Here is a 19,700-nt window from a genome sequence, read left to right on the forward strand (position 1 = left end):
GTTAGCCTCGCTTGATGCGCGGATCGATCGCGGCCTGCGCGATGTCGACCACGAGATTGAGGATGACGAAGAACATCGCCAGCACCAGGATCGTGCCCTGCAAGAGCGGCAGGTCGCGCTGGAAGATCGCCGAGTTCAACAGCAGACCCGAGCCGGGCCACGAGAACACAGTCTCGATCAGGATCGAGCCGCCCAGCATGTAGCCGAGCTGCAGGCCCATGACCGCCAGGGCGGTCGGCGCGGCATTCTTCAGCACGTGGCGGAACACCTGGGTTTCGCGCAGGCCCTTCGCGCGCAGCGCCTCGACGAAATCCTGGCTGAGGATGTCGCCGGTCAGCGCACGCACGGTGCGCGTGATGATGCCCATCGGAATCACCGAGGTGGTGATCGCGGGCAGGACCAGGAAGCGGATATGGGCCCAGTCCCACGACCATGCGCCCGAGCCGGACGGACCGGCGCCGACCGCAGGCAGCCAGTTCAGCTCGACCGAGAAGATGATGACGAGCACCATGCCGAGCCAGTAGTGCGGCAGCGATACGCCGGCGATCGCAATGGACGTCGCCACCTTGTCGATCCAGCTGTCGCGGAAATAGCCGGCGACGAGGCCGAAGAACAGGCCGAGCGAGAAACCGATGATGGCGGCGGCGATCGCCAGCGTCACGGTGTTGGACACGGCGCGCAGCACCTCGGCGAGCACGGGACGGCCGGTGGCGATCGAGCTGCCGAGATCGCCATTGACGGCGCGCCACAACCACAGCCCGAACTGCACCGGCAGCGGCTTGTCGAAGCCATAGGCCACGCGCAGCTGCTGTGCCAGCTCCTGCGACGCGTCGGCCGGCAGCACCGCAACGAGCGGATCACCCGGCGTGATGTGAACGAGCATGAAGCAGACGAGCGCGACGCCGATGATGATCGGGATCGCATAGACCATCCGCCTGGCAGCATAAGAGAGCACGAGTCACCTTCATAAGCCTCTCCTCATCGGCGGAGAGTCGCGAGATACAAGCGGCACCAAGAAAGCTCCCCTCCCCCTTGCGGGGAGGGGTGGGGGGTGGGGGTCCACACAAAAACTGCCGCCGGAGTACCCCCCTCCCCACCCCTCCCCCACAAGGGGGGAGGGAGCGCAGCGGGGCAAGCGGCGAGATCAGCCTGCGAACGTGGACAAATACTCCACCACGCGAACGGCTACTCCACCGAGATCGGCGAGAAGTCGATGAACCAGCTCTTCGGCTGCACCACGCCCTTCACCTTCGGGCTCATCGCGCGCGGGCCGACGTCGTGCGCCACGTAGAGGAACGCCGCGTCATCGACCGACGCCGCATGCAGCTCCGCCAGCGCCTTGTCGCGCTCGGCCGGATCGAAAGTCTGGCGCGCCTTCTTCACCAGCTCATCGAACTTCGGGTTGTTGATGAAACCCCAGTTGTTGGAGACCGGCGGCGCCATCGAGGACTGCAGGAAGCGCACCAGCGCAAAGAAGGGGTCCATCGCCGCGTAGGTGACGTTGGTGGCGTTGGCGCCGTTGGCGGACGGATCCTTGGCGCCGCGACGCCAGTTGGTGAACAGCGTGTTCCACTCGATGACGTCGAGCTTGACGTCGAAATAGCACTCGGCCAGTGCCTGCTGCAGATATTCGTTCATCGGCAGCGGCTGCATCTGGCCCGAGCCCGACGCCGACGTCTGCGTCTTGACCTCGAGCTTCTTGTTCGGGCCGTAGCCGGCCTCCTGCATCAGCTTCTGCGCGGCCGCCTTGTCGTACTTGATCTCGAAGGTGACGTTGCCGCGCCAGGGATGGCCCTTCTCGAAGGTTCCGGTCGCCGGCACCATCAGTCCGGCAAGCAGGCCGTCGCGCAGGCCCTCGCGATCGATGCAGAGGTTGGCAGCCTTGCGAACGCGGATGTCGTTCCACGGCGAGCCTTCGACGCGCGAGAACTGCCAGGGCCAGACATGCGGCTGCTCGTTGGCGTAGAGCTTGAAGCCGCGCTGCTTGATCTCCGGCAGCGCATCCGGCGCCGGCGCCTCGACCCAGTCGACCTGTCCGGACAGCAGCGCCGCGGTGCGCGCGTTCGCCTCGGGCATCGGCAGCAGGATCATCTTGTCGGCCTTGGGCACACGCGCCTTGTCCCAATAGGCATCGTTCTTGACCAGCTCCAGCCGCTCGCGCGGCGTGAACTTCGCCATCTTCCACGGACCGGTGCCCGAGGCATCCTTGGCGAAGGCGGCCCAGGCGGCTTGCGACTTCGCCTTGTCGTCGGCGCCGGTCGCGGACTCATAGAGTTTCTGCCACTTCGTCGGGCTCGCCATGAACAGATTGGTGAGGTTGATCGGCAGGAAGCTGTCCGGCTCCTTCGTCGTCAGTTCGACGGTGAGATCGTCGATCTTGCGCGCCGATGCCAGCGTCGGCATGCGCGAGGCGGTGACGCCGACCTGGCTCGGATCGAACTGCGGCGCGTCCTGCTTCAGCACCTTCTCGACGTTCCACACCACGGCGTCGGCATTGAACGGCGCGCCGTCATGGAAGGTGACGCCGGGACGCAGCTTGAACGTCCACTTGGTCTTGTCGGCATCGTCGACCTTCCACTCGGTGGCGAGGCCGGGAATGACGACGCTCGGCTTGTCCGCCGACGACAGGTCCCACATCGTCAGCGCGTCGTACATCGTGAGGCCGGTGAAGCGGTTGCCCTCGAAGCCCTGATCGGGCTGGCCGAGCGTGCGCGGAATGTCTGCGGCAGTCATGCCGATGCGCAATACGGTTTCCGCGCCCGCCTGCGCCGGCAGCACGAGGATGGCAGCGCTGGTCATCATGGCGGCCGCAACGGCCACGCGCGTCGTCATTGAGGTCGCAATACGCAAAAGCACGATCAAGGTCTCCGATCCGCTGGCTAAATTCTGGGCAGCATTATGCAACGCCTATGCCAGCGGTGCTCCCGATCTCGTGCCTGCGACGCGAGGTCACAACCGTTTGTGCTCGAACGATCCGGTCAGAGGCTTGGCACCCCGATTGCAGGTCTTGCGCGTCGAATTTGATCCGGTTTCAACGGAGCTTCATCTTCATGCGTATCCGATTCTCATTACTCGCCACTGCGCTCGCGCTCAGTCTTTCCGCGGTCGCGGCGCGGGCCGAAACGGTTCTGCGCTACGGCATCTCGATGGCGGACATTCCGCTGACGACGGGCCAGCCCGATCGCGGCGCCGGCGCCTATCAGTTTACCGGCTACACGATCTATGATCCGCTGGTGGCCTGGGACATGAGCATCGCCGACAGACCGGGCAAGCTCATTCCCGGCCTCGCCACCGAATGGAAGATCGACGAGGCCGACAAGACCAAATGGCGCTTCACCCTGCGCAAGGGGGTCAAGTTCCACGATGGCAGCGACTTCAATGCCGATGCGGTGATCTGGAATCTGGACAAGGTGCTCAACGATAAGGCACCGCAGTTCGACAAGCGGCAGAGCGCGCAGGTCAAAACACGCCTTCCCTCAGTCGCGAGCTACGCCAAGATCGACGACTCCACGATCGAGATCACCACCAAGACGGTCGACTCCTTCTTCCCCTATCAGATGCTGTGGTTCCTGATTTCGAGCCCGGCGCAGTACGAGAAGCTCGGCAAGGATTGGGACAAGTTCGCCAGTCAGCCCTCCGGCACGGGACCATTCAAGCTGACCAGACTGGTGCCGCGCGAGCTCGCGGAGCTCACCAAGAATTCCGAATATTGGAACAAGGACCGGCTGCCGAAGACGGACAAGCTCGTGCTCGTGCCGATGCCGGAAGCGCTGACCCGCACCAACGCGCTGCTCGCCGGCCAGGTCGATCTGATCGAGACGCCGGCGCCGGACGCCGTGCCGCAGCTCAAGGCGGCCGGCATGAAGCTCGTCGACAACGTCACACCGCATGTCTGGAACTATCATCTCAGCGTGCTGCCGGGCTCGCCCTGGACCGACATCCGCCTGCGCAAGGCGCTCAATCTCGCGATCAATCGCGACGAAGTGGTCGGGCTGATGAACGGCCTCGCCAAGCCCGCCAAGGGCCAGGTCGACCCGTCGAGCCCGTGGTTCGGCAAGCCGAGCTTCGAGCTGAAATACGATCTCGCCACCGCCAAGAAGCTGGTCGAGGAAGCCGGCTATTCGCCAGCCAAGCCGCTGAAGACGACCTTCATCATCGCGCAGGGCGGCACCGGCCAGATGCTGTCGCTGCCGATGAACGAATATCTGCAGCAGAGCTTCAAGGAGATCGGCATCGACATCGACTTCAAGGTCGTCGAGTTGGAGACGCTGTACACGCATTGGCGCAAGGGCGCCGCCGACGAGATGAACGCCGGCATCACCGCCAACAACATCGCCTATGTCACATCGGACCCGCTCTACGCGATCGTCCGCTTCTTCGCCTCCGACCAGATCGCGCCCGTTGGCGTCAACTGGGGCGGCTACAAGAATCCCAAGGTCGATGCGCTGATTGCTGAAGCCAAGCAGACGTTCGATCCGGCCAAGCAGGACGAGTTGATCGCGCAGGCGCATGCGGCTGTGGTCGACGATGCGGTGCTGGTCTGGGTCGTGCACGACACCAACCCGCACGCGCTATCGCCGAAGGTCAAGAAGTTCGTGCAGGCGCAACACTGGTTCCAGGACCTGACGACGATCGGGGCGGAATAACTGACCGGGCCGGCTGCCGTCGCGCTCGCAAAGAAAGAAGCCCGGCGTTTTGCCGGGCTTCCTCCTCAGCACGATAGCCAGTATTTCATTTCCCGAAGGCGCCCGAGTCAAACTTGTAGGAGGCCTGGAGAAAGCCGCCGTACCGCTCGTAGCTGAAGGTCGTGGGCGACCCCGGGACTCCAGGAAATTGGGTGGTCCCACTGGTCGTCCGGGCGTACCAATAGCGGCCACCGACGCCGACGCTGAAATTTCTCGTCACGTCGTATGACACAATGCCCTCGAGCTGGTAGCCCCAGCCATTTCCAGATTGCGGAAGCGGATTGATGTCGGGCCGCAGCCAGTGATTGTCGAATCCGCTCAGCCGGACATAGGGCAGAACGGCGCCATCGAGGGTGACGTTCCAGTTCTGGCCGAGCTTGAAGACGCCGTTCAACCCCACGCGGAGCGAATCCCAGTTCTCGGTCTTGCTGAGCACCAGCACGCCCCCCGCAACAGGATCGAGACCACAGATAAACGGATTGGTCGCGACCTGGGTACATCCGTATGCGTTCACGGTTTCGTAGAAATGATTGTAGCCGACGAAGCCGCCGACCTTGAACGCCGGCCCCCTCCAGAAATTGTAGCCGGCGTCGATCGTGCCGTACCAAAGCCTGCCGCTGTTCACGCTGCTGTCCGTATTCGAGTACGGAATGACGGCCGGCGGGAAGTCTTCGTCGTTGAGCCTGCCGCTGAAGATGTTGCCACCGCCCGCAAAGCCCTTGGCGAAGAAACCCAAACTGTGATCGGCCCTGGCGAACCCCTCGCCGGCATGGCTGTTGAGATTCTTGTAGGTCAGCAGAGAATTGGTTTGGCCAGCGACGAAAGGATCGCCCAACGTGTAGCGGGTGCGGCCCGAACTGTAGAAATAGCGGGCGCCGACCTCGAACTCCCACAACGAGACCGGCGGAGGCGGCGCCTTGACCGGGAGATCCGCGGCCGACACCGCGCCGGCCCCGAGCACACAAGCCACAGCAGCAATGAGGTTGCCCGCAACTGGTAGAGTGAAACGCTTGATCGCACCCCGTGCCGGCCTGCCCTGCGTCAAACCGGCCGCACTCCCGTCCTCAGAAGACTGCATCGATGCCCCCCATCTGCAGCACTTTCTATCTTGAGTAGAAACATGCTACAAGCACGCGCAGTTTCGTGCAATCGACGTCACATGACACAAGTTGCTTCTTATCCCGCTGTTGCAACCTCGCAACAAACGCGATGCGCTCGACGCCTGCTCGATTGCGCTATCCTTATACCCGTCCCGCAGACTGGAGCGCGCTATCGTTCGGTCAAGCTCGTCATCCTGTCGCTCGCATTCATCGGCAAGCTCGCGGCGGTGGACGCCCAGACATCATCCAATGGGCCTGGAACCCCCTTCATCCCATCGTCATCGAAGCACGATGCGGGCAAGCTGCCGCGTGCCAAGCGAAGCCTCCCGCCACGGCACTCCACCCGCCCCGTCCCCGGCACGGAAGAGCGCAGCAAGCGTTGCCCGCCCTATTCGGCTTATGTGGTCTGCAAATGATGAGCATACTCATCGCGCGGGCACCGGACCTGGCCAACGAGGCCGCCGCGACATGATGCGAACTCGGGAACGGAGCACCGGCTACTTCGTCAGCAGTGCGTACGCCCCGTTCCAATCCTCGGGCGGCGGATTGACCTGGTAGTTGCGGATGCGTGCGTCGTAGAGATCATAAAGCTTGGCCAAGTCTTGTCCCTGGTCGCTCTTGCGGCCGCGCTCGATCGCGGCCAGCGCCCCTTCCCAATCGCGGCTGCGATAGCTCGCCAGCATCTCGATGGTGAGGTTGCGGAGCAACTGGAAGCGCTCGGAGTACATCACGTCCTCGCGGCCGGTGATGGCGTAGATCACCTCCGGCTCGGTCTTACCCTTGACCATGATGAAGTCGAGCTCGAGAATCGCGAGCCGGTCCTTCACGGCCATCGCAGTCGCCGAGCCGACGATGATCGGAAAGCCGTACTCCTTGGTCTGGCCCTCCAGGCGCGACGCGAGGTTGACGCTGTCGCCAAGCGCCGAATAGTTGAACTTCAGGTCGGAGCCCATGTTGCCGACCACGCCGATGCCGGTGTTGAGGCCGATGCCGACCTTGAGCGGAATGTAGACGTGGCCGCCATGCTCGGCCTCCTGCTCGCGTTCGCCGTTCACCTGATCGATCCGCTCGAGCATGTCGAGCGCCGCCTCGCAGGCATTGATCTGATGATCCTTGTCGGCGAGCGGCGCGTTCCAGAACGCCATGATGGCGTCGCCCATGTATTTGTCGACATAGCCCTTGCGGGCGATGATGGCGTTGGTCAGCGGCGTGAGGAAGCGGTTCATCAGCTGCGTCAAGCCCTGCGGATCGTGCTTGTAGCTCTCCGAGATCGTGGTGAAGCCGCGCACGTCCGAGAACATCACCGTGATCTCGCGCTCCTCGCCGCCCAGCGTCGGCGGCGATTGGGCAAGCTGCTCGACCAGCACCGGCGACAGATATTGCCCGAACACCGAGCGCATCTGCCGGCGCTGATTCTGCTCGCGGACGAAATTGGCGAAGATCAGCGTCAGATAGATCGCCGTCGTCGACAGCATCGGATAGGTGAAGTCGATCAGGAGCCGGTGCTGGGTGTAGAAGTACCAAGACAGGCCAAGCAGCGCGCTCGCGAACACCGCTCCCACGATCACCAGCGTAATGGCGCCGAGCTGCGGAGCGAAGACGATGACGAGCAGCCCTAGCAGGAGCGCGCCAAAGAACTCGACCACGACGCCCCAATAAGGCCGCGCCAGGATCGACCCGGTGAGCACCGACTCCAGCACCTGGGCGTGCACCTCGACGCCCGGCATCGCCGAATAGACAGGTGTTGTCTTGATGTCATTCAGGCCAATCGCGGATGGCCCGATCAGGATCAGCTTCCTCGCGATCTTCTCCGGTGGTACGCGGCCCTCGAGCACGTCGATGGCGGAGACATAGATGGATGGGTCATGATTGGCGTAATGGACCCAGATCTTGCCGTTGCCGTCAGTCGGAATGTGAACGCTGCCCAGCCCGATGCTGGTGATACCGCCTGGATCGGCCTTGACCAGAACAGTGCCGGACCCGGTCAGGACCCGCAGCATTTCGAAGCTCAGCGCCAGCATCTTGATGTCCTGGGCTCGCATGACCATGGGCACCCGGCGGACGATGCCGTCGCGCTCCGGCTCGATCGTGAACAGGCCCCGGCCGGCCGCCGCATGCTCGATCAGCGGCACGTTGCGCAACAGCCCCGGGAACGGCTCCATGAAGGGGATGGGCTCCCCTACCATCGCAAATCCGGTCTCCGGCAGCGTTTTGTCGGGTTCGGCCCGCACGTCGCGGCTCGCCGTCTCGCCGAGGACGACGCGCGACCGGCGCAGGGAATCGGCGAGCACCTGATCGTTCGACGGCAGCGCCCTCAGCTTTTCGCGCGTCGCTTCGTCGAGGCTGGGAAAGGTCTCAGCTGCAATCGCGGGATTCAGCCGGTCCGGCTCGGCGAACACGACGTCGAAGGCGATGACAAGCGCGCCGAGCTGCGTCAGTTTGTCGACGATCTCGGCGATCCGCGTCCGCGGCCATGGCCACTGACCGAGCTTGGGGTCGGCGACACTCTTCTCATCGATGTCGACGATGGTGACCGGGCGCATCGTCTTGACCCGGGGGCTGAACGCCTGGAAGTTGTCGAAGGCGCGGAGGCGTAGCTCCTGCATCGGCGCGGGATCGGCAGCGCGCAGCGCCGCGAAGGCGACCAGCAGCACCAGGCACATCAGGCGCGCAAAGCCGAACTTGCGTGCGAACCATCGAGGAACTGCTCTCAATCGCTTCATGCAGCATCCGATATCACGCCGAGGCGGGCGATCCGAGGCGTCTGATCGTCTCCAAAGAGCGCTCGGCTTGGCAACGCCGGCGCCCGCATCGCAGACGGACGTGCGGGCTCAGACGAGGTGGAAACCGTCGTGATGCGCCTTGAATTGATCCAACGTCACCCCCTTGAGCGTGAGCGTATCATGCACCGCATCGGTGATGACGGTGTCGTGGCCGCCATTGGCCGACCGCGCGGCAGCGACCATCGCTTCGACGCTGGCAAACAGCGAATGATCGAGCTCGACGATGTCCTTGTTGAGATCGAAATCGCCGATCGTGGCGCTGCCGAAATGCGGGTTGAAGACGAAGGTGTCGTTGCCGTCCTTGCCGAAGATCGTCACGCCGCCGCCGACATTGACGAAATTGTCGTTCTGGTCCGTGCCGTTGATCGTCGATGCGCCGTTGCCGGCCAACGTGACGGTCAGCGCCTTGGTCGCAGTTCCGCCTCGGCCGTCGCTGACGTCCGCCTGATAGGTCACGGTCAGCGTGTCACCGGGATTGAGAAAATCCAGGTTCACATCGGCCGGATGATATGTCCAGTGCAGCACCTCGGAGCCGCCATCGGATATCGCGCGGTCGAAGGTGATCGCGTGGGCATCGGCCAGCGCCTGGACATGGGCGTTCGAGGGCAGGCTCGGCAAGCCATTGTATTTGATCACGCCGTTCTGGACCACCGAAGCGGTCAGCGTGTCGCCGACATCCCTGTCGAGCACCGTCAAGGTGCCGGACATGCCGCTCGTCAATTTCACCGGCTGATCGGCGATGAAGCCGGCCGAAACATTGTCGAGCTCGAACGCATTCTGGCTGCTGGCGAGCACCACCTTGTTGAACGGCGACAGGCCGAGAAACTCGACATAGCCGTTCGAGGCCAGCGACGCCTGCCCGCCAGTGGCGAGCAGCGGCGCGACGTCGCTGCCCGTGTAGGACGCCACCAGCTTGTTGCCGTTGTAGAAGGAGATGCTGTTGTAGCTGTCGACCGAGCCCCAATACAGCCCGAAGCTGTTCTTGACGCTGTCGAAGGTGATGGTCTCCTGGGCGTGGCTGCCGACGCTGAGATAGTTGGTCTTGTCGGCGCCGTCGGCCATGTAGGGCGCCGCCGACACCGGGGAGGAGCCGTGCACGATTCCCGCATTGCCGCTGGCCGTGAACGTCGCGTGCAGCGCCTCGCTGTAGAAGCTGCCGTGACCGCGCCCGTTGTCGGAGATCGAGCCCTCCGACCCGCGATCGAACGTCTCGGTCGGCATGCCCTCGGCATTGGTCTTGGCGGTGCTCGCCAGCACGGTCGCCCGCTCGGCCAGGACGACGGTCTGCACGGTCGGATTGGTCTCGCCGGTGATGACGGGCGCGTCCTCTGCGCCATTGACCGTGATGGTCACGGGCACGTTCTGAACGCCGCCGTGGTCGTCGGCGATCTCGATTGTGTAGGTCAGCGTCACGTGCTGGCCGGCTCCGAGATAGTCGAACGCCTTGTCGCCGGCAGCGAAGCTCCAGGCCTGCGATCCCGCACCGTTGCCGGACTCGGTGAGCGCACCGAGTGACAGCCAGCTCTTGAGCACGGACATGTCCGACGGCAAGCCGCCGTCGTTGCCCGAGGTCGCGACGTCGCCGATCACCTTCAGAACATGCGCGTCGGTGACATCCGCGTCCGTGAAGGTGATTGTGCCGCTCGCCGTGTCGAGCAGGCTCGATCCTGACTCGGCCGTACGCTCCACGATGATGGCCGCCTGCGCATCGCTCCTTACGACCGGCAGATCGTTGGTGCCGGTGATGGTGACGACGATCGTCGACGTCGCAGTGCCGCCTTCATGATGATCATCGAGCGTCACCGTGGTCGTGACCTTGATGGTCTGCCCGGCGCCAAGAAAATCGAGCTTGCCGTCGGCGATGGCATAGGTCCAGTCGACCTTGCCATTGTTGGCATTGCCGCCCTGGCTCAGTTGCAGCGCCTGTTCGAACGCGGCGATCTGGTCCGGCGTCAGTTGGCCGGACAAGTCGGTGTGCCCATCGGCCGCGACCCATGTCACGCTCTGCGCATGAGGAAGGATCGACGCTGTCGGGCGGTCTGTGAGGTCAACGTCGCTGAAATGAATGGTCCCCGTGACGCTTTGCAGATCAGACGAGCCCGTCTGAGCCCCCGTTTCGGTCAATGCACCCGGCTTGCCGGGATCTGTAACCACCGGCGCGTCGTCCTTGGCCGTCAACGTGATCAGCGTTCCGCCATTCACGTCTTTGCTGCCGGCGAAATGCAGGCCGCTGAAATCTCCGACGAGGGTCAGAGCGATGCTGTGCCCTTCGCCGTCGATCACGGTGAGCACGCCCGTTTCGGCGTCATAGGACGCCGTCGTCGCGTCACTCCATTTGATCGTCTGGAGATCGATCTTGTCGTCTGCTCCGAGGCCGGCGAGTTTGGCGGAGAAGCTGGCGTCGTCGATGACGATCTCGCTGCTTCCTTCGCTGCTGAAGTCGATGACCTGATCGACGTGGCCAGCGACGGTCAGCGTCGCGTCGGCATCCACCTTGATCAGCCCCGAGCCGGTGACATCCCCGTTGATCTCGAACGTCCCGGCCGTGATCTCGATCGTGCCGTCGTTGTAGATGGTTCCGCTGAGTCCGCTCGCGCCGCTCGCCGTGATCGTGCCATAGATATAGAGATTGCCATCACCGCTCACCGTGGTGCCGGCGAGATCGAGCGTCGCACCGAGATCGACGGTCATTCTGCCGACATTGTCGACGTCCACGCCCGAAAGGGTCACGACGTCGTGGCCGGCAATCTCCAGCGTGCCGGCGATCCGAATGTCCAACGTGCCGCCGGTGATCGTCGTGCTTCCGTCGAGCACCAGGGTCGACGCCACCGGGACCGTGCCGTCCTCATCGATGATGATCTGGCCGCCGGTGTTGTCGATGGTGACATTGTCGAAGGTCGTCGCAGCCGCGGTCTCGACATGCACGATGCCGTGGTTGACGAGATCGCCGCCGGTGATGGTGCTCTGCTCGATCAGCAGCAGTGCGGCTTCGTCCACCTGGACTGTGCCGGAATTGTCGACGGTGACACCGGCCAGGGTCGCGGTCTCGTCTGCAGCAACCTCGAGCGTCGAGCCGTCGCCGATCGTGATGTCGACATCGGTCAACGACGCGCCGCCCTGAACGGTCAGGATCGCCGTCATTTCCGCAAGCGGACCGGTCTCGCCGATCAGCAGCTCTCCGCCAGCGACGGCGCTGCCGTCGATCGTGCTGTCGCCGTCGACGGAGATCGTCCCATCGCTGGTGATAGCGCCGCCGGCGATGCTCGTGCCGCTCAGAGAGAGAGCACCAGCCAGCGCAATGGTGATCGCGGCGGCGTTCGCATTCGTGATCGTCTCGTCCTCGAACGCATTGCCGCTGCCGGACACGGCGATCGTGTCGAAATTGTCGAGCGTCCCGCCGATCAGCGCGGCGTGGCCGATCAGGGCCACCGCTCCGCCGGACTCGTTGATCAGCGTGCCGCCGCTGACGCGCGCCTGTGACAGGGTCAGCGTTCCGGCGTCTTCGACCGTGATCGTACCGTCGGTATTGTCGATGCTGGTGTCGTTGGCGAGCGCAAGCGCGCCACCCGCCTTGATGTCGATCAGGCCGACGTTCGTGACGATCTCGTTCGAGATGGCATTTCCGGCGCCAGACACGTCGACCGCGCCGAAATTGGTCAGCTGGCCATTGCTGATGTCGGCTCCGCCTTTCAGGACGAGCAGACCGTTGGCTTGCGGTGGCGTTTGCCCGTCGTTCTCCAGCGTGCCAAGATTCTGAACGATCGGCATTCCCTGGATCAGAATGGTGCCGCCATCGATGCTGCCACCCTCCAGGGTCAGCGTCGCGCCCAGGTCGACCTGGATGAGGCCGGAGCTGTCCTCATCGGCGTTCGCAACGTCACCATGCACGGTCAGCGTACCGCCGGACAGCTCGATCGTTCCGGTGTTGAAGATGCCGGCGTTCGCCCCGAACACGCCGCCGCCAGCCAGCAGCACGGTGCCGGCATTGTGAAACTCGCTTTGTTCGAGGATCTGCGCGGAGCCGCCGACGGTGATCGTCGCACCCGAGAAGTTGTAGATGAGCGAGTCGGCCTTGGCCGTCAGCGCGCCGCTGATCGTCAGCGTGCCGTTATTGTCGAGCTCCGGAACGGCGCCGCCGCCGAAATCATTCAGCGTGACCGATTTGGCGTAGGCGTAGGCGTCGTCGTCGACCGTCACCGGAAAGGCCGGCGTCAGGCCGTGCAGCTGATCGGTGATGATGATGACGTCATCATCGGCGGTCGGAGCCAGACCGGTTGCCCAGTTCGCGCCGTCGCTCCACAGATGAACCTGCCCCCCGCTGCTCTCGCCAGGCTGCGTCGTGGCGATCCAGACCACCGCCGGATCGTCGGTGCCGGTGATCGTCACCGTGACCGTCTGCGTCGATGTCGCGCCTTGCGAGTCCGTCACGGTCACGGTGTAGGTGAGCGTCAGCGTCTGGCCTGCGGGAATGAAATCCGCGACATAGACCGGCAGGTTGGCGAAGCTCCAATTGATCTTGCCGGTGCCGCTTCCGGTGCTGTCGGAGGCCAGAGACGCAGTCAGGGCCTGTTCGAACAGCGCGAACGGGGCCGGCGGAATGCTGCCGCCGCCCTCCAAAACCGCGCTGGTCAGCTTCGCCGAGACGGTATGGCTGTCCGTGAGATCAACGTCCTTGAAGGTCAGCGTGCCCGAGGTCGGATCGTCCGATGTCAGCGGGCCGCCGGGCACGCTGGTGCCGCCCTCGAACGCGATGGTCTGGACGCTCGCGACGATCTCGGGCTTGTCGTTGGTCCCCGTCACGGTGATCGTGATCGGGACCAGAGCGAATTCGTTGGACGGCGCAAAGTTGTTGTCGACGCGGACGATGTAAGTCAGCGTCAGCGTTTCACCTGCCGCCAAAAAATCGAAATACTTGTCGGGAACGCTGTAGGTCAGCGTCGCCGTACCGAAATTCTTGTTGTTCGGATCGGGCGTGACCGTGATCTTCACCGCGGTCGCCAGGACGTCCTGCAATTGTAGGGCATTCAACGAGGCCGTGACGTCGGCCTGCTGCGCGCTCTTATAGGCGTAGGAACTGAAACTGACGGACACCGTCGGCCGGTCGATGCCATTGACGTCGACGAAATTGACGCGACTGAGCACGGCGTCGAGATCGGCGCCGTTCCCGGTCTGACCGGCGCGCTCCATAATTCCGAAAGCCGTCATCAGCCGGCCGCCGGTATCGAGAATCCTGACTTCCGGCGGACCCGGGATGTGCGACAGCTGCTCGCCGGTCTGGCCAGTCCCGGTCGTCGCGCCGGTGTCGTCGACCACGCGGATGATCGGCGTCGCGCTGGTGCCATTGGGCAAGGTCAGCGGCGTCAGCGTCTGCGGCACCCCGATGTCGGTGAAATGGGTCGTCGACTTCGGATTGCTGTTGTCGGTGAACTTCAGCGTGAAGACGTCATTGATGAGCTTCTGGATATCCGGCGTGAGCGGGACAGCGCTCTGATTCACGATTCCGTTGCTGATCTGGATCTGCTGTCCGGCCTGATTCACCACAGCGATCGGCTGCAGCGTCGTCTTGTCGAACAGGACGTAGGAGCCGGTGTGGCCATCGGGCTCGACCAGCACCTGGAACTTGGCATCGGGCAGACTGCCCTGCCCCGGCACCGTGAAGTCGATCTCGACCAGCACGGCCGTGCCGCGAATGCCCATGGTCGCCACGGGCGTGTCGACCTTCATGTCGCCGTGCTTGGCGGTCTCGCCGGCCACGAACGAGATCGTGCCGGCGACGAGGCTGATCAGCGAGGAATTGTTCGACCCGTTGGGGTCGTACACCATTTCATTCAGCACCATCCGCGCATTGGACGACAGGCCGAACACGGTGCCGTCGATGAAGGTGATGCCGAGCGTCGAATCCGAGCCGGACTGGACGACGTCGCCCTTCTCGACGTTGTCGCCGTTGTGAAGGAGGATCGAAACGCCGTTGCGGATGACCGTCGCGGTGCCCTGCAGCTTGGTCACATGGCCGATGACCTTGCTCACGCTCGCGGCCGCCCCGGCCTGGCTGACCTGCACCGCGCCGGAGAGCGCGTTGACGAGGTCGCCGGTCAGATGCGCGCCGTCCGGCGAGGCCAGCGGCGCGCGTTTCTCGCCCTTGAAATAGTCCGGCAGCACCATCTCGCGTCCGTCGGACGACAGGATCAGGTCGAGACCAGACTGCTTGAAATCGGCATTGAACAGAAAATGCGCGTCCGGAACGACGATCGCGTCGGTCGGCGCATGGGCATGCGGCGTCTCCAGCCGCACGTGACCGTGCGAAGAGGCGCCCCGGCCTTCGGAGAAAAGCGCGGCGTCAAAATTGCCAGCGTAATTCAAGGGGCCACCGACTATGGTTAATGAATACATAAGAATGAGTGTTCAAGGCGTGCATATCACTGGCAAGTGTCTGGCGGAACCACCTTCAGCTTGTGCTTCAGGTGGCCAAAAACGGCGGCTTCCGCGGGATCGCTACGATGTTGTCGAGTTTCTGCCCTCTTTAAAGCTGACCCCGCCCGAGACCTGCCAAGTCAAAATTCACGTCGCTTCAGAAAATCAAAGTAATTCCAAGTATTCATAGGCCATCCAATACCTTTGCCGACATCAACATCCGCACCGGCTTACCCCTGACAACGGATTTCAAGTGGAGGACTGCGGGTAGGAGAACAAGAATCGACGAATTGCATCAATTTGGCAGGAGCTGCGGCTGAGGTCGAAGCACAACTTCACCGCGAACCCTCCAGACCTTCGCGACCATCGTTCAGCTTTCGCTAGGATTTGTCGCATCGGAGCAACACAACGTTCAGCGTAAATCCTGCGATTTGGTCGCCGGATTGCCGGTTTTAAGCAGAGGCCAAGCCTCCGCACCCATGCTGACCCCCAACAAGCATCCGGTTCCGTCAGGCGCTGCGTCGCGCCGGCCGAGATCCGGGCACGGGGCGTCACATGAATTTTCTCGCGCTGATGCGCGCATCGCTGGCGGCCGCGGCCGCCAGCGCCGCCATATGGATCGGCAGCCCAGCGGGCGCCGGTCCTGTCGCGCAGCCATTGGGGTTCGCAAACGCCATCGAGGATACGGCCGAGCCATTCGGCCTGCCGCGGGTCGGCCTGGAAGCAGGCCCGTTGCGCGACAAGTGGTTGGCGCTCGCGCGCAAGCTCGAAGACGAGCGCGTGCAGCTTGCGCTGTGCGATGGCGACCGCGAGCGCTGCGTCTCCCCTGCCGCCCTCAGCCTGCTGGCGATCGTCGATCAGGGCCGTCTCCGGGCGGGACGGGCAAGGCTCGGCGAGATCAATCGGGCGGTCAATCTGGCCATCCGGCCGGCCAGTGATCTCGCTCAATATGGCCAGGTGGACGTGTGGGCCTCCCCTCTCGCTACCTTCGAACGCCGTGCCGGCGATTGTGAGGACTACGCGATCGCCAAGCTCGTCGCGCTTCGGATGGCCGGCGTTGCCATCGACGATCTGCGGATCGTGATCCTGCACGATGTCGTCCGGGACGAGGATCACGCCGTCGCGGCGGCGCGCCTCGACGGGCATTGGCTGATGCTCGACAATCAGCGCATGGCGATGATCCAGGACAGCGATGCGCGGCAGGTGCGGCCGTTGTTCGTGATCGACGAGACCGGCATCTCCCGGTATCAGGCCTTGCCCCTGATGGCGGAGGTCCGGGCGCTGTCGCCTGAGGGGACGGCTTCCGTGAACTATTGACGATCGCGCATCGTTGCCGCGTGCCCACAACTTGAGACGTGGCCGGGAGTTCACGGGACGAGGACGGCAGGAATGCGGCCAGTGCGCCGACGGAACCGGCCGGCACCGAAGGACACGATGCGGCGGCTCGTTCACCGCGCCGCAACGAGTTGCATCCACATTGCAGACGCGAACCGAACGAGGCGATAGTGCCGTCATGACCCCAGGCAGCCCCGCCCTCGCCGTGCGAGGACTGACGAAATGTTTCGAGCGGCCGGCGGTCGATGCGCTCGACCTCGTGGTGCGCTCGGGTGAATTCTATGCACTGGTCGGCCCGAACGGCGCCGGCAAGACGACGACGCTGCGCATGGTCGCGGGCCTGCTGCGGCCGGATGCCGGGCGGATCGAGATCTTCGGCATCGATGCACTGCGCGACCCGATCGCCGCCAAGCAGGTGATGGCCTGGGTCTCCGACGAGCCCATGATCTACGACAAGCTCACGCCGCTCGAATATCTCGAGTTCGTCGCCGGACTGTGGGGCATCGATCCGGCGGCCTCGAGTAACGCGGCAACCGAACTTCTGGTCTCGCTCGGGCTGGAGCCGCATCTGCACGAGCGCTGCGAAGGCTTTTCCAAGGGCATGCGCCAGAAGGTCGCGCTCGCCGGCGCGCTGATCCACGACCCGCGGCTGATCATCCTGGACGAGCCGCTGACGGGCCTGGACGCGGTGTCGGCGCGGCACGTCAAGGGCCTGCTCGCCGAGCGCGTCCGCCGCGGCGGCACGGTGATCATGACCACGCACATTCTCGAAGTCGCCGAGCGCATGGCCGACCGGATCGGCGTGATCGCCGCCGGGCGCGTCGTCGCCGAAGGCACTCTGGCCGAGCTGCGCCAGCAGAACGGTCGCACCGACACCAGCCTGGAGGAGTTGTTCATCGCACTGGTCAACGTCGCGTCCGCGGCATGACGCGGGCGGCGACGCTCGCCTGGTTCGCCCGTCACGAGCTCCGGCTCGCCTGGCGGGAATGGCTCGGCATGATCACGGCCGGCAGGCGCCGCCGCACGCGGGCCGCCATCATCGGTCTCGTGCTGTTCGGCGCCCTCATGCATCTGCCGGCCTGGGTCGTGGTCGGTCGCTACGCCGATCTCGAGCTGCCGCTCGACAAGACCGCGCTGATCGTCATCACCGCGACCATCATGCTGTCCTGGGCGCTGATGCTGTCGCAGGCGATCGAATCCGTCACACGCGTGTTCTACGCCCGTGCCGACCTCGATCTCATCATGTCGTCGCCGGTGCGGCTGGCCGAGATCTTCTCCGTCCGGATCGCGGCGATCGCGCTCTCCGTGACCAGCATGGCGCTGCTGCTCGCGACCCCCTTCGTCGACGTGCTGCTGATCGAGGGCGGCGCACGCTGGCTCGCGGCGTTCGTCGTGGTCGCAGCCGTTGGCCTGTCGGCGGCCGCGGTCGCCATTGCCATCACGATCGTCCTGTTCCGCCTCATTGGTCCGGCGCGAACGCGGCTGGTCGCCCAGATCCTGGCTGCCGTGATCGGCGCCGGCTTCGTCATCGTGCTGCAGATCGCGGCGATCGTCTCCTACGGCACGCTGTCGCGCTTCGCCATCCTCACCTCGGATGCCGCGGCCGCCATCGCGCCCGATCCCGACAGTCTTGTTTGGCTACCGGCTCGAGCGGCGCTCGGCGACGGCCAGGCGCTGCTGATTCTGCTGGCAGCCGGACTGTTGTTGCTCGGCGTCGTCATGATGGTGTTCTCGCCGCGCTTCGCCGACACCGCGATCAGCGCCGCGGCCCAGGGCATCTCCAGCCGCGCCGGCGCACGCGTCAGGTCGTTTCGGGGCGGCTCGCGGCAGCAGGCGCTGCGGCGCAAGGAGTTCATGCTGCTGCGGCGCGATCCCTGGCTGATCTCGCAGACGCTGATGCAATTGCTCTATCTGGTGCCTCCGGCGCTGCTGCTGTGGCGCAGCTACTCCGACAGCTCGCAGGCGGTGTTCCTGATCACGCCGGTCGTCGTGATGGCGGCGGGCCAGCTCGCGGGCGGCCTCGCCTGGCTCACCATCTCCGGCGAGGACGCGCCCGAGCTGGTGGCGACGGCGCCGCTGCCGGCGACGCGCATCGTGCGCGCCAAGGTCGAGGTCGTGCTGATCACGATCGCGATGATCTTCGCTCCGCTCGTGCTTGCGCTCGGTTGGGTCGCACCGGCGCAGGCGGTGGTCACGGCCGTTGCCGTTCTGGTCGCGACCGTCTCCTCCACGGCCATCCAGCTCTGGTTCCGGATCCAGGCGCGTCGCAGCCAGTTTCGCCGCCGCCAGACCTCGTCGCGGCTGGCGACCTTTGCCGAGGCGTTCTCCTCGATCGGCTGGGCGGCGACCGCGGCGCTGGCGCTCGCGCTGCCCGAGGCCGCCATCGTCTGCGGCCTGATGACCGCGGGCCTGTTGCTCGCGGCCTGGAAGCTGAGCCCGGCGCGGGCGTGAAGCGTTCAGCGCAGCAGCTCCGTCACGGCGGCGGCGAACGCCTCCGGCTCTTCCTGCGGCAAATTGTGGCCGGCCCGCGCGATCACGCGATGGCCGATCCGGTTGCTGAACTTCGCAGCATGCGCCTGGCCGTCCGTTGCCGGGATCACGCCGTCGGCGTCGCCATCGAGCGTGATCGTAGGCACGGTGATGACGGGCAGGGTCGCCAATCGCCGCTCCAGCTCCTGATAGCGCGGATCCCCATCGGCCAGCCCGTAGCGATGCCGATAGCTGTGGATCACGACATCGACGTGATCGGGATTGTCGAACGCCTCCGCCGCGCGCGCGAAGGTCGCATCGTCGAAGCGCCACTGCGGCGACCATTGCTGCCACAGCAGCCGTGCGATGTCGGCGCGGTGGGCGGCGAGCCCGGCGCGGCCGCGCTCGGTCTGGAAGTACCACTGATACCAGAACGCGAACTCGCGCGGCACCGGCGCCGGCTCCAATGCCCGCGCAATGTCCTGGATCAGATAGCCGTTCACGGAGACCAGGCCCGTGCAGCGCTCGGGCCACAGCGCCGCGCCGACGCAGGCGGCCCTGCCACCCCAATCATAGCCGGCGAACACGGCGCGCGGGATCGCCAGCGCATCCATCAGCGCGACCAGATCGGCGCCGACCGCGGCCTGCTGGCCCGAGCGCGGCGTCGATGCGTCGCGGAAACGAGTGGGTCCATAGCCGCGCAGATAGGGCACGATGACGCGGCAGCCCTGCGCGGCGAGGCGCGGCGCGACCTCGACATAGGAGTGGATATCGTAGGGATAGCCGTGCAGCAGGATGACGACGGGGCCATCGGCCGGCCCGCTCTCGACATAGGCAATGCGGAGCACGCCTGCGTCGATCTCCCGCAACGGCTGCAACACCCGATCCGTCATGCCATCTCTCCACGTCGTCGCGCC

Annotated in this window: 10 protein-coding genes; 4 read left to right on the forward strand and 6 right to left on the reverse strand. The window is 64.7% G+C overall.

Annotation, left to right across the window (positions count from 1 at the left end):
* Position 1 precedes the first annotated feature (1 nt).
* Both QW863_RS14245 and QW863_RS14250 read right to left on the reverse strand, forming a co-directional pair.
* Complete coding sequence (locus QW863_RS14245) at positions 2 to 955, reverse strand: ABC transporter permease (RefSeq protein ID WP_315713711.1); 954 nt, start codon at positions 953 to 955, stop codon at positions 2 to 4.
* Between the two features lie 230 nt (positions 956 to 1,185).
* On the reverse strand, positions 1,186 to 2,832 hold the full coding sequence (locus QW863_RS14250) for an ABC transporter substrate-binding protein (protein ID WP_409977920.1): 1,647 nt from the start codon (positions 2,830 to 2,832) through the stop codon (positions 1,186 to 1,188).
* Positions 2,833 to 3,050: 218 nt separating this feature from the next.
* Here QW863_RS14250 and QW863_RS14255 point away from each other — a divergent pair, with 218 nt between their 5' ends.
* Positions 3,051 to 4,646 (forward strand): ABC transporter substrate-binding protein, encoded by a 1,596-nt coding sequence (locus QW863_RS14255; RefSeq protein WP_315713710.1) that lies wholly within the window; start codon positions 3,051 to 3,053, stop codon positions 4,644 to 4,646.
* Positions 4,647 to 4,731: 85 nt separating this feature from the next.
* On the opposite strand, the gene QW863_RS14260 is transcribed toward QW863_RS14255, so the two are convergent.
* From QW863_RS14260 to QW863_RS14270, 3 genes are all read right to left on the reverse strand, one after another.
* On the reverse strand, positions 4,732 to 5,763 hold the full coding sequence (locus tag QW863_RS14260; RefSeq protein ID WP_315713709.1) for a hypothetical protein: 1,032 nt from the start codon (positions 5,761 to 5,763) through the stop codon (positions 4,732 to 4,734).
* 519 nt (positions 5,764 to 6,282) lie between these two features.
* On the reverse strand, positions 6,283 to 8,508 hold the full coding sequence (locus tag QW863_RS14265) for an adenylate/guanylate cyclase domain-containing protein (protein WP_315713708.1): 2,226 nt from the start codon (positions 8,506 to 8,508) through the stop codon (positions 6,283 to 6,285).
* A 108-nt stretch (positions 8,509 to 8,616) separates the two neighbouring features.
* Entirely contained in the window at positions 8,617 to 14,928 is a 6,312-nt protein-coding gene (locus QW863_RS14270; protein WP_315713707.1) for a VCBS domain-containing protein, read from the reverse strand.
* Positions 14,929 to 15,534: 606 nt separating this feature from the next.
* Here QW863_RS14270 and QW863_RS14275 point away from each other — a divergent pair.
* The 3 genes from QW863_RS14275 to QW863_RS14285 all read left to right on the forward strand — a co-directional run bounded on the left by QW863_RS14275 (position 15,535) and on the right by QW863_RS14285 (position 18,765).
* Positions 15,535 to 16,296: a transglutaminase-like cysteine peptidase gene (locus QW863_RS14275; protein ID WP_315713706.1), complete on the forward strand. Its 762-nt coding sequence runs from the start codon at positions 15,535 to 15,537 to the stop codon at positions 16,294 to 16,296.
* A 196-nt stretch (positions 16,297 to 16,492) separates the two neighbouring features.
* Entirely contained in the window at positions 16,493 to 17,242 is a 750-nt protein-coding gene (locus QW863_RS14280) for an ABC transporter ATP-binding protein (RefSeq protein WP_315713705.1), read from the forward strand.
* Positions 17,239 to 18,765, forward strand: a complete 1,527-nt coding sequence (locus QW863_RS14285; RefSeq protein ID WP_315713704.1) for a permease — start codon at positions 17,239 to 17,241, stop codon at positions 18,763 to 18,765. The genes QW863_RS14280 and QW863_RS14285 overlap by 4 nt, the downstream gene beginning before the upstream one ends.
* Before the next feature lie 5 nt (positions 18,766 to 18,770).
* Here QW863_RS14285 and QW863_RS14290 read toward each other — a convergent pair whose 3' ends face one another.
* Positions 18,771 to 19,676, reverse strand: a complete 906-nt coding sequence (locus QW863_RS14290; RefSeq protein WP_315713703.1) for an alpha/beta hydrolase — start codon at positions 19,674 to 19,676, stop codon at positions 18,771 to 18,773.
* Between the last annotated feature and the right edge of the window lie 24 nt (positions 19,677 to 19,700).

Source organism: Bradyrhizobium sp. SZCCHNR1017 (assembly GCF_032381375.1).
In the GTDB taxonomy this organism is placed as follows: Bacteria; Pseudomonadota; Alphaproteobacteria; order Rhizobiales; family Xanthobacteraceae; genus Bradyrhizobium.

Excerpts from the sequence above, each read along its gene's own strand:
- QW863_RS14275 (WP_315713706.1), top strand. The coding sequence starts at position 15,535 with ATGAATTTTCTCGCGCTGATGCGCGCATCGCTGGCGGCCGCGGCCGCC.
- QW863_RS14250 (WP_409977920.1), bottom strand. The coding sequence starts at position 2,832 with ATGACGACGCGCGTGGCCGTTGCGGCCGCCATGATGACCAGCGCTGCC.
- QW863_RS14285 (WP_315713704.1), top strand. The coding sequence starts at position 17,239 with ATGACGCGGGCGGCGACGCTCGCCTGGTTCGCCCGTCACGAGCTCCGG.
- QW863_RS14265 (WP_315713708.1), bottom strand. The coding sequence starts at position 8,508 with ATGAAGCGATTGAGAGCAGTTCCTCGATGGTTCGCACGCAAGTTCGGC.
- QW863_RS14255 (WP_315713710.1), top strand. The coding sequence starts at position 3,051 with ATGCGTATCCGATTCTCATTACTCGCCACTGCGCTCGCGCTCAGTCTT.
- QW863_RS14260 (WP_315713709.1), bottom strand. The coding sequence starts at position 5,763 with ATGCAGTCTTCTGAGGACGGGAGTGCGGCCGGTTTGACGCAGGGCAGG.
- QW863_RS14280 (WP_315713705.1), top strand. The coding sequence starts at position 16,493 with ATGACCCCAGGCAGCCCCGCCCTCGCCGTGCGAGGACTGACGAAATGT.
- QW863_RS14290 (WP_315713703.1), bottom strand. The coding sequence starts at position 19,676 with ATGACGGATCGGGTGTTGCAGCCGTTGCGGGAGATCGACGCAGGCGTG.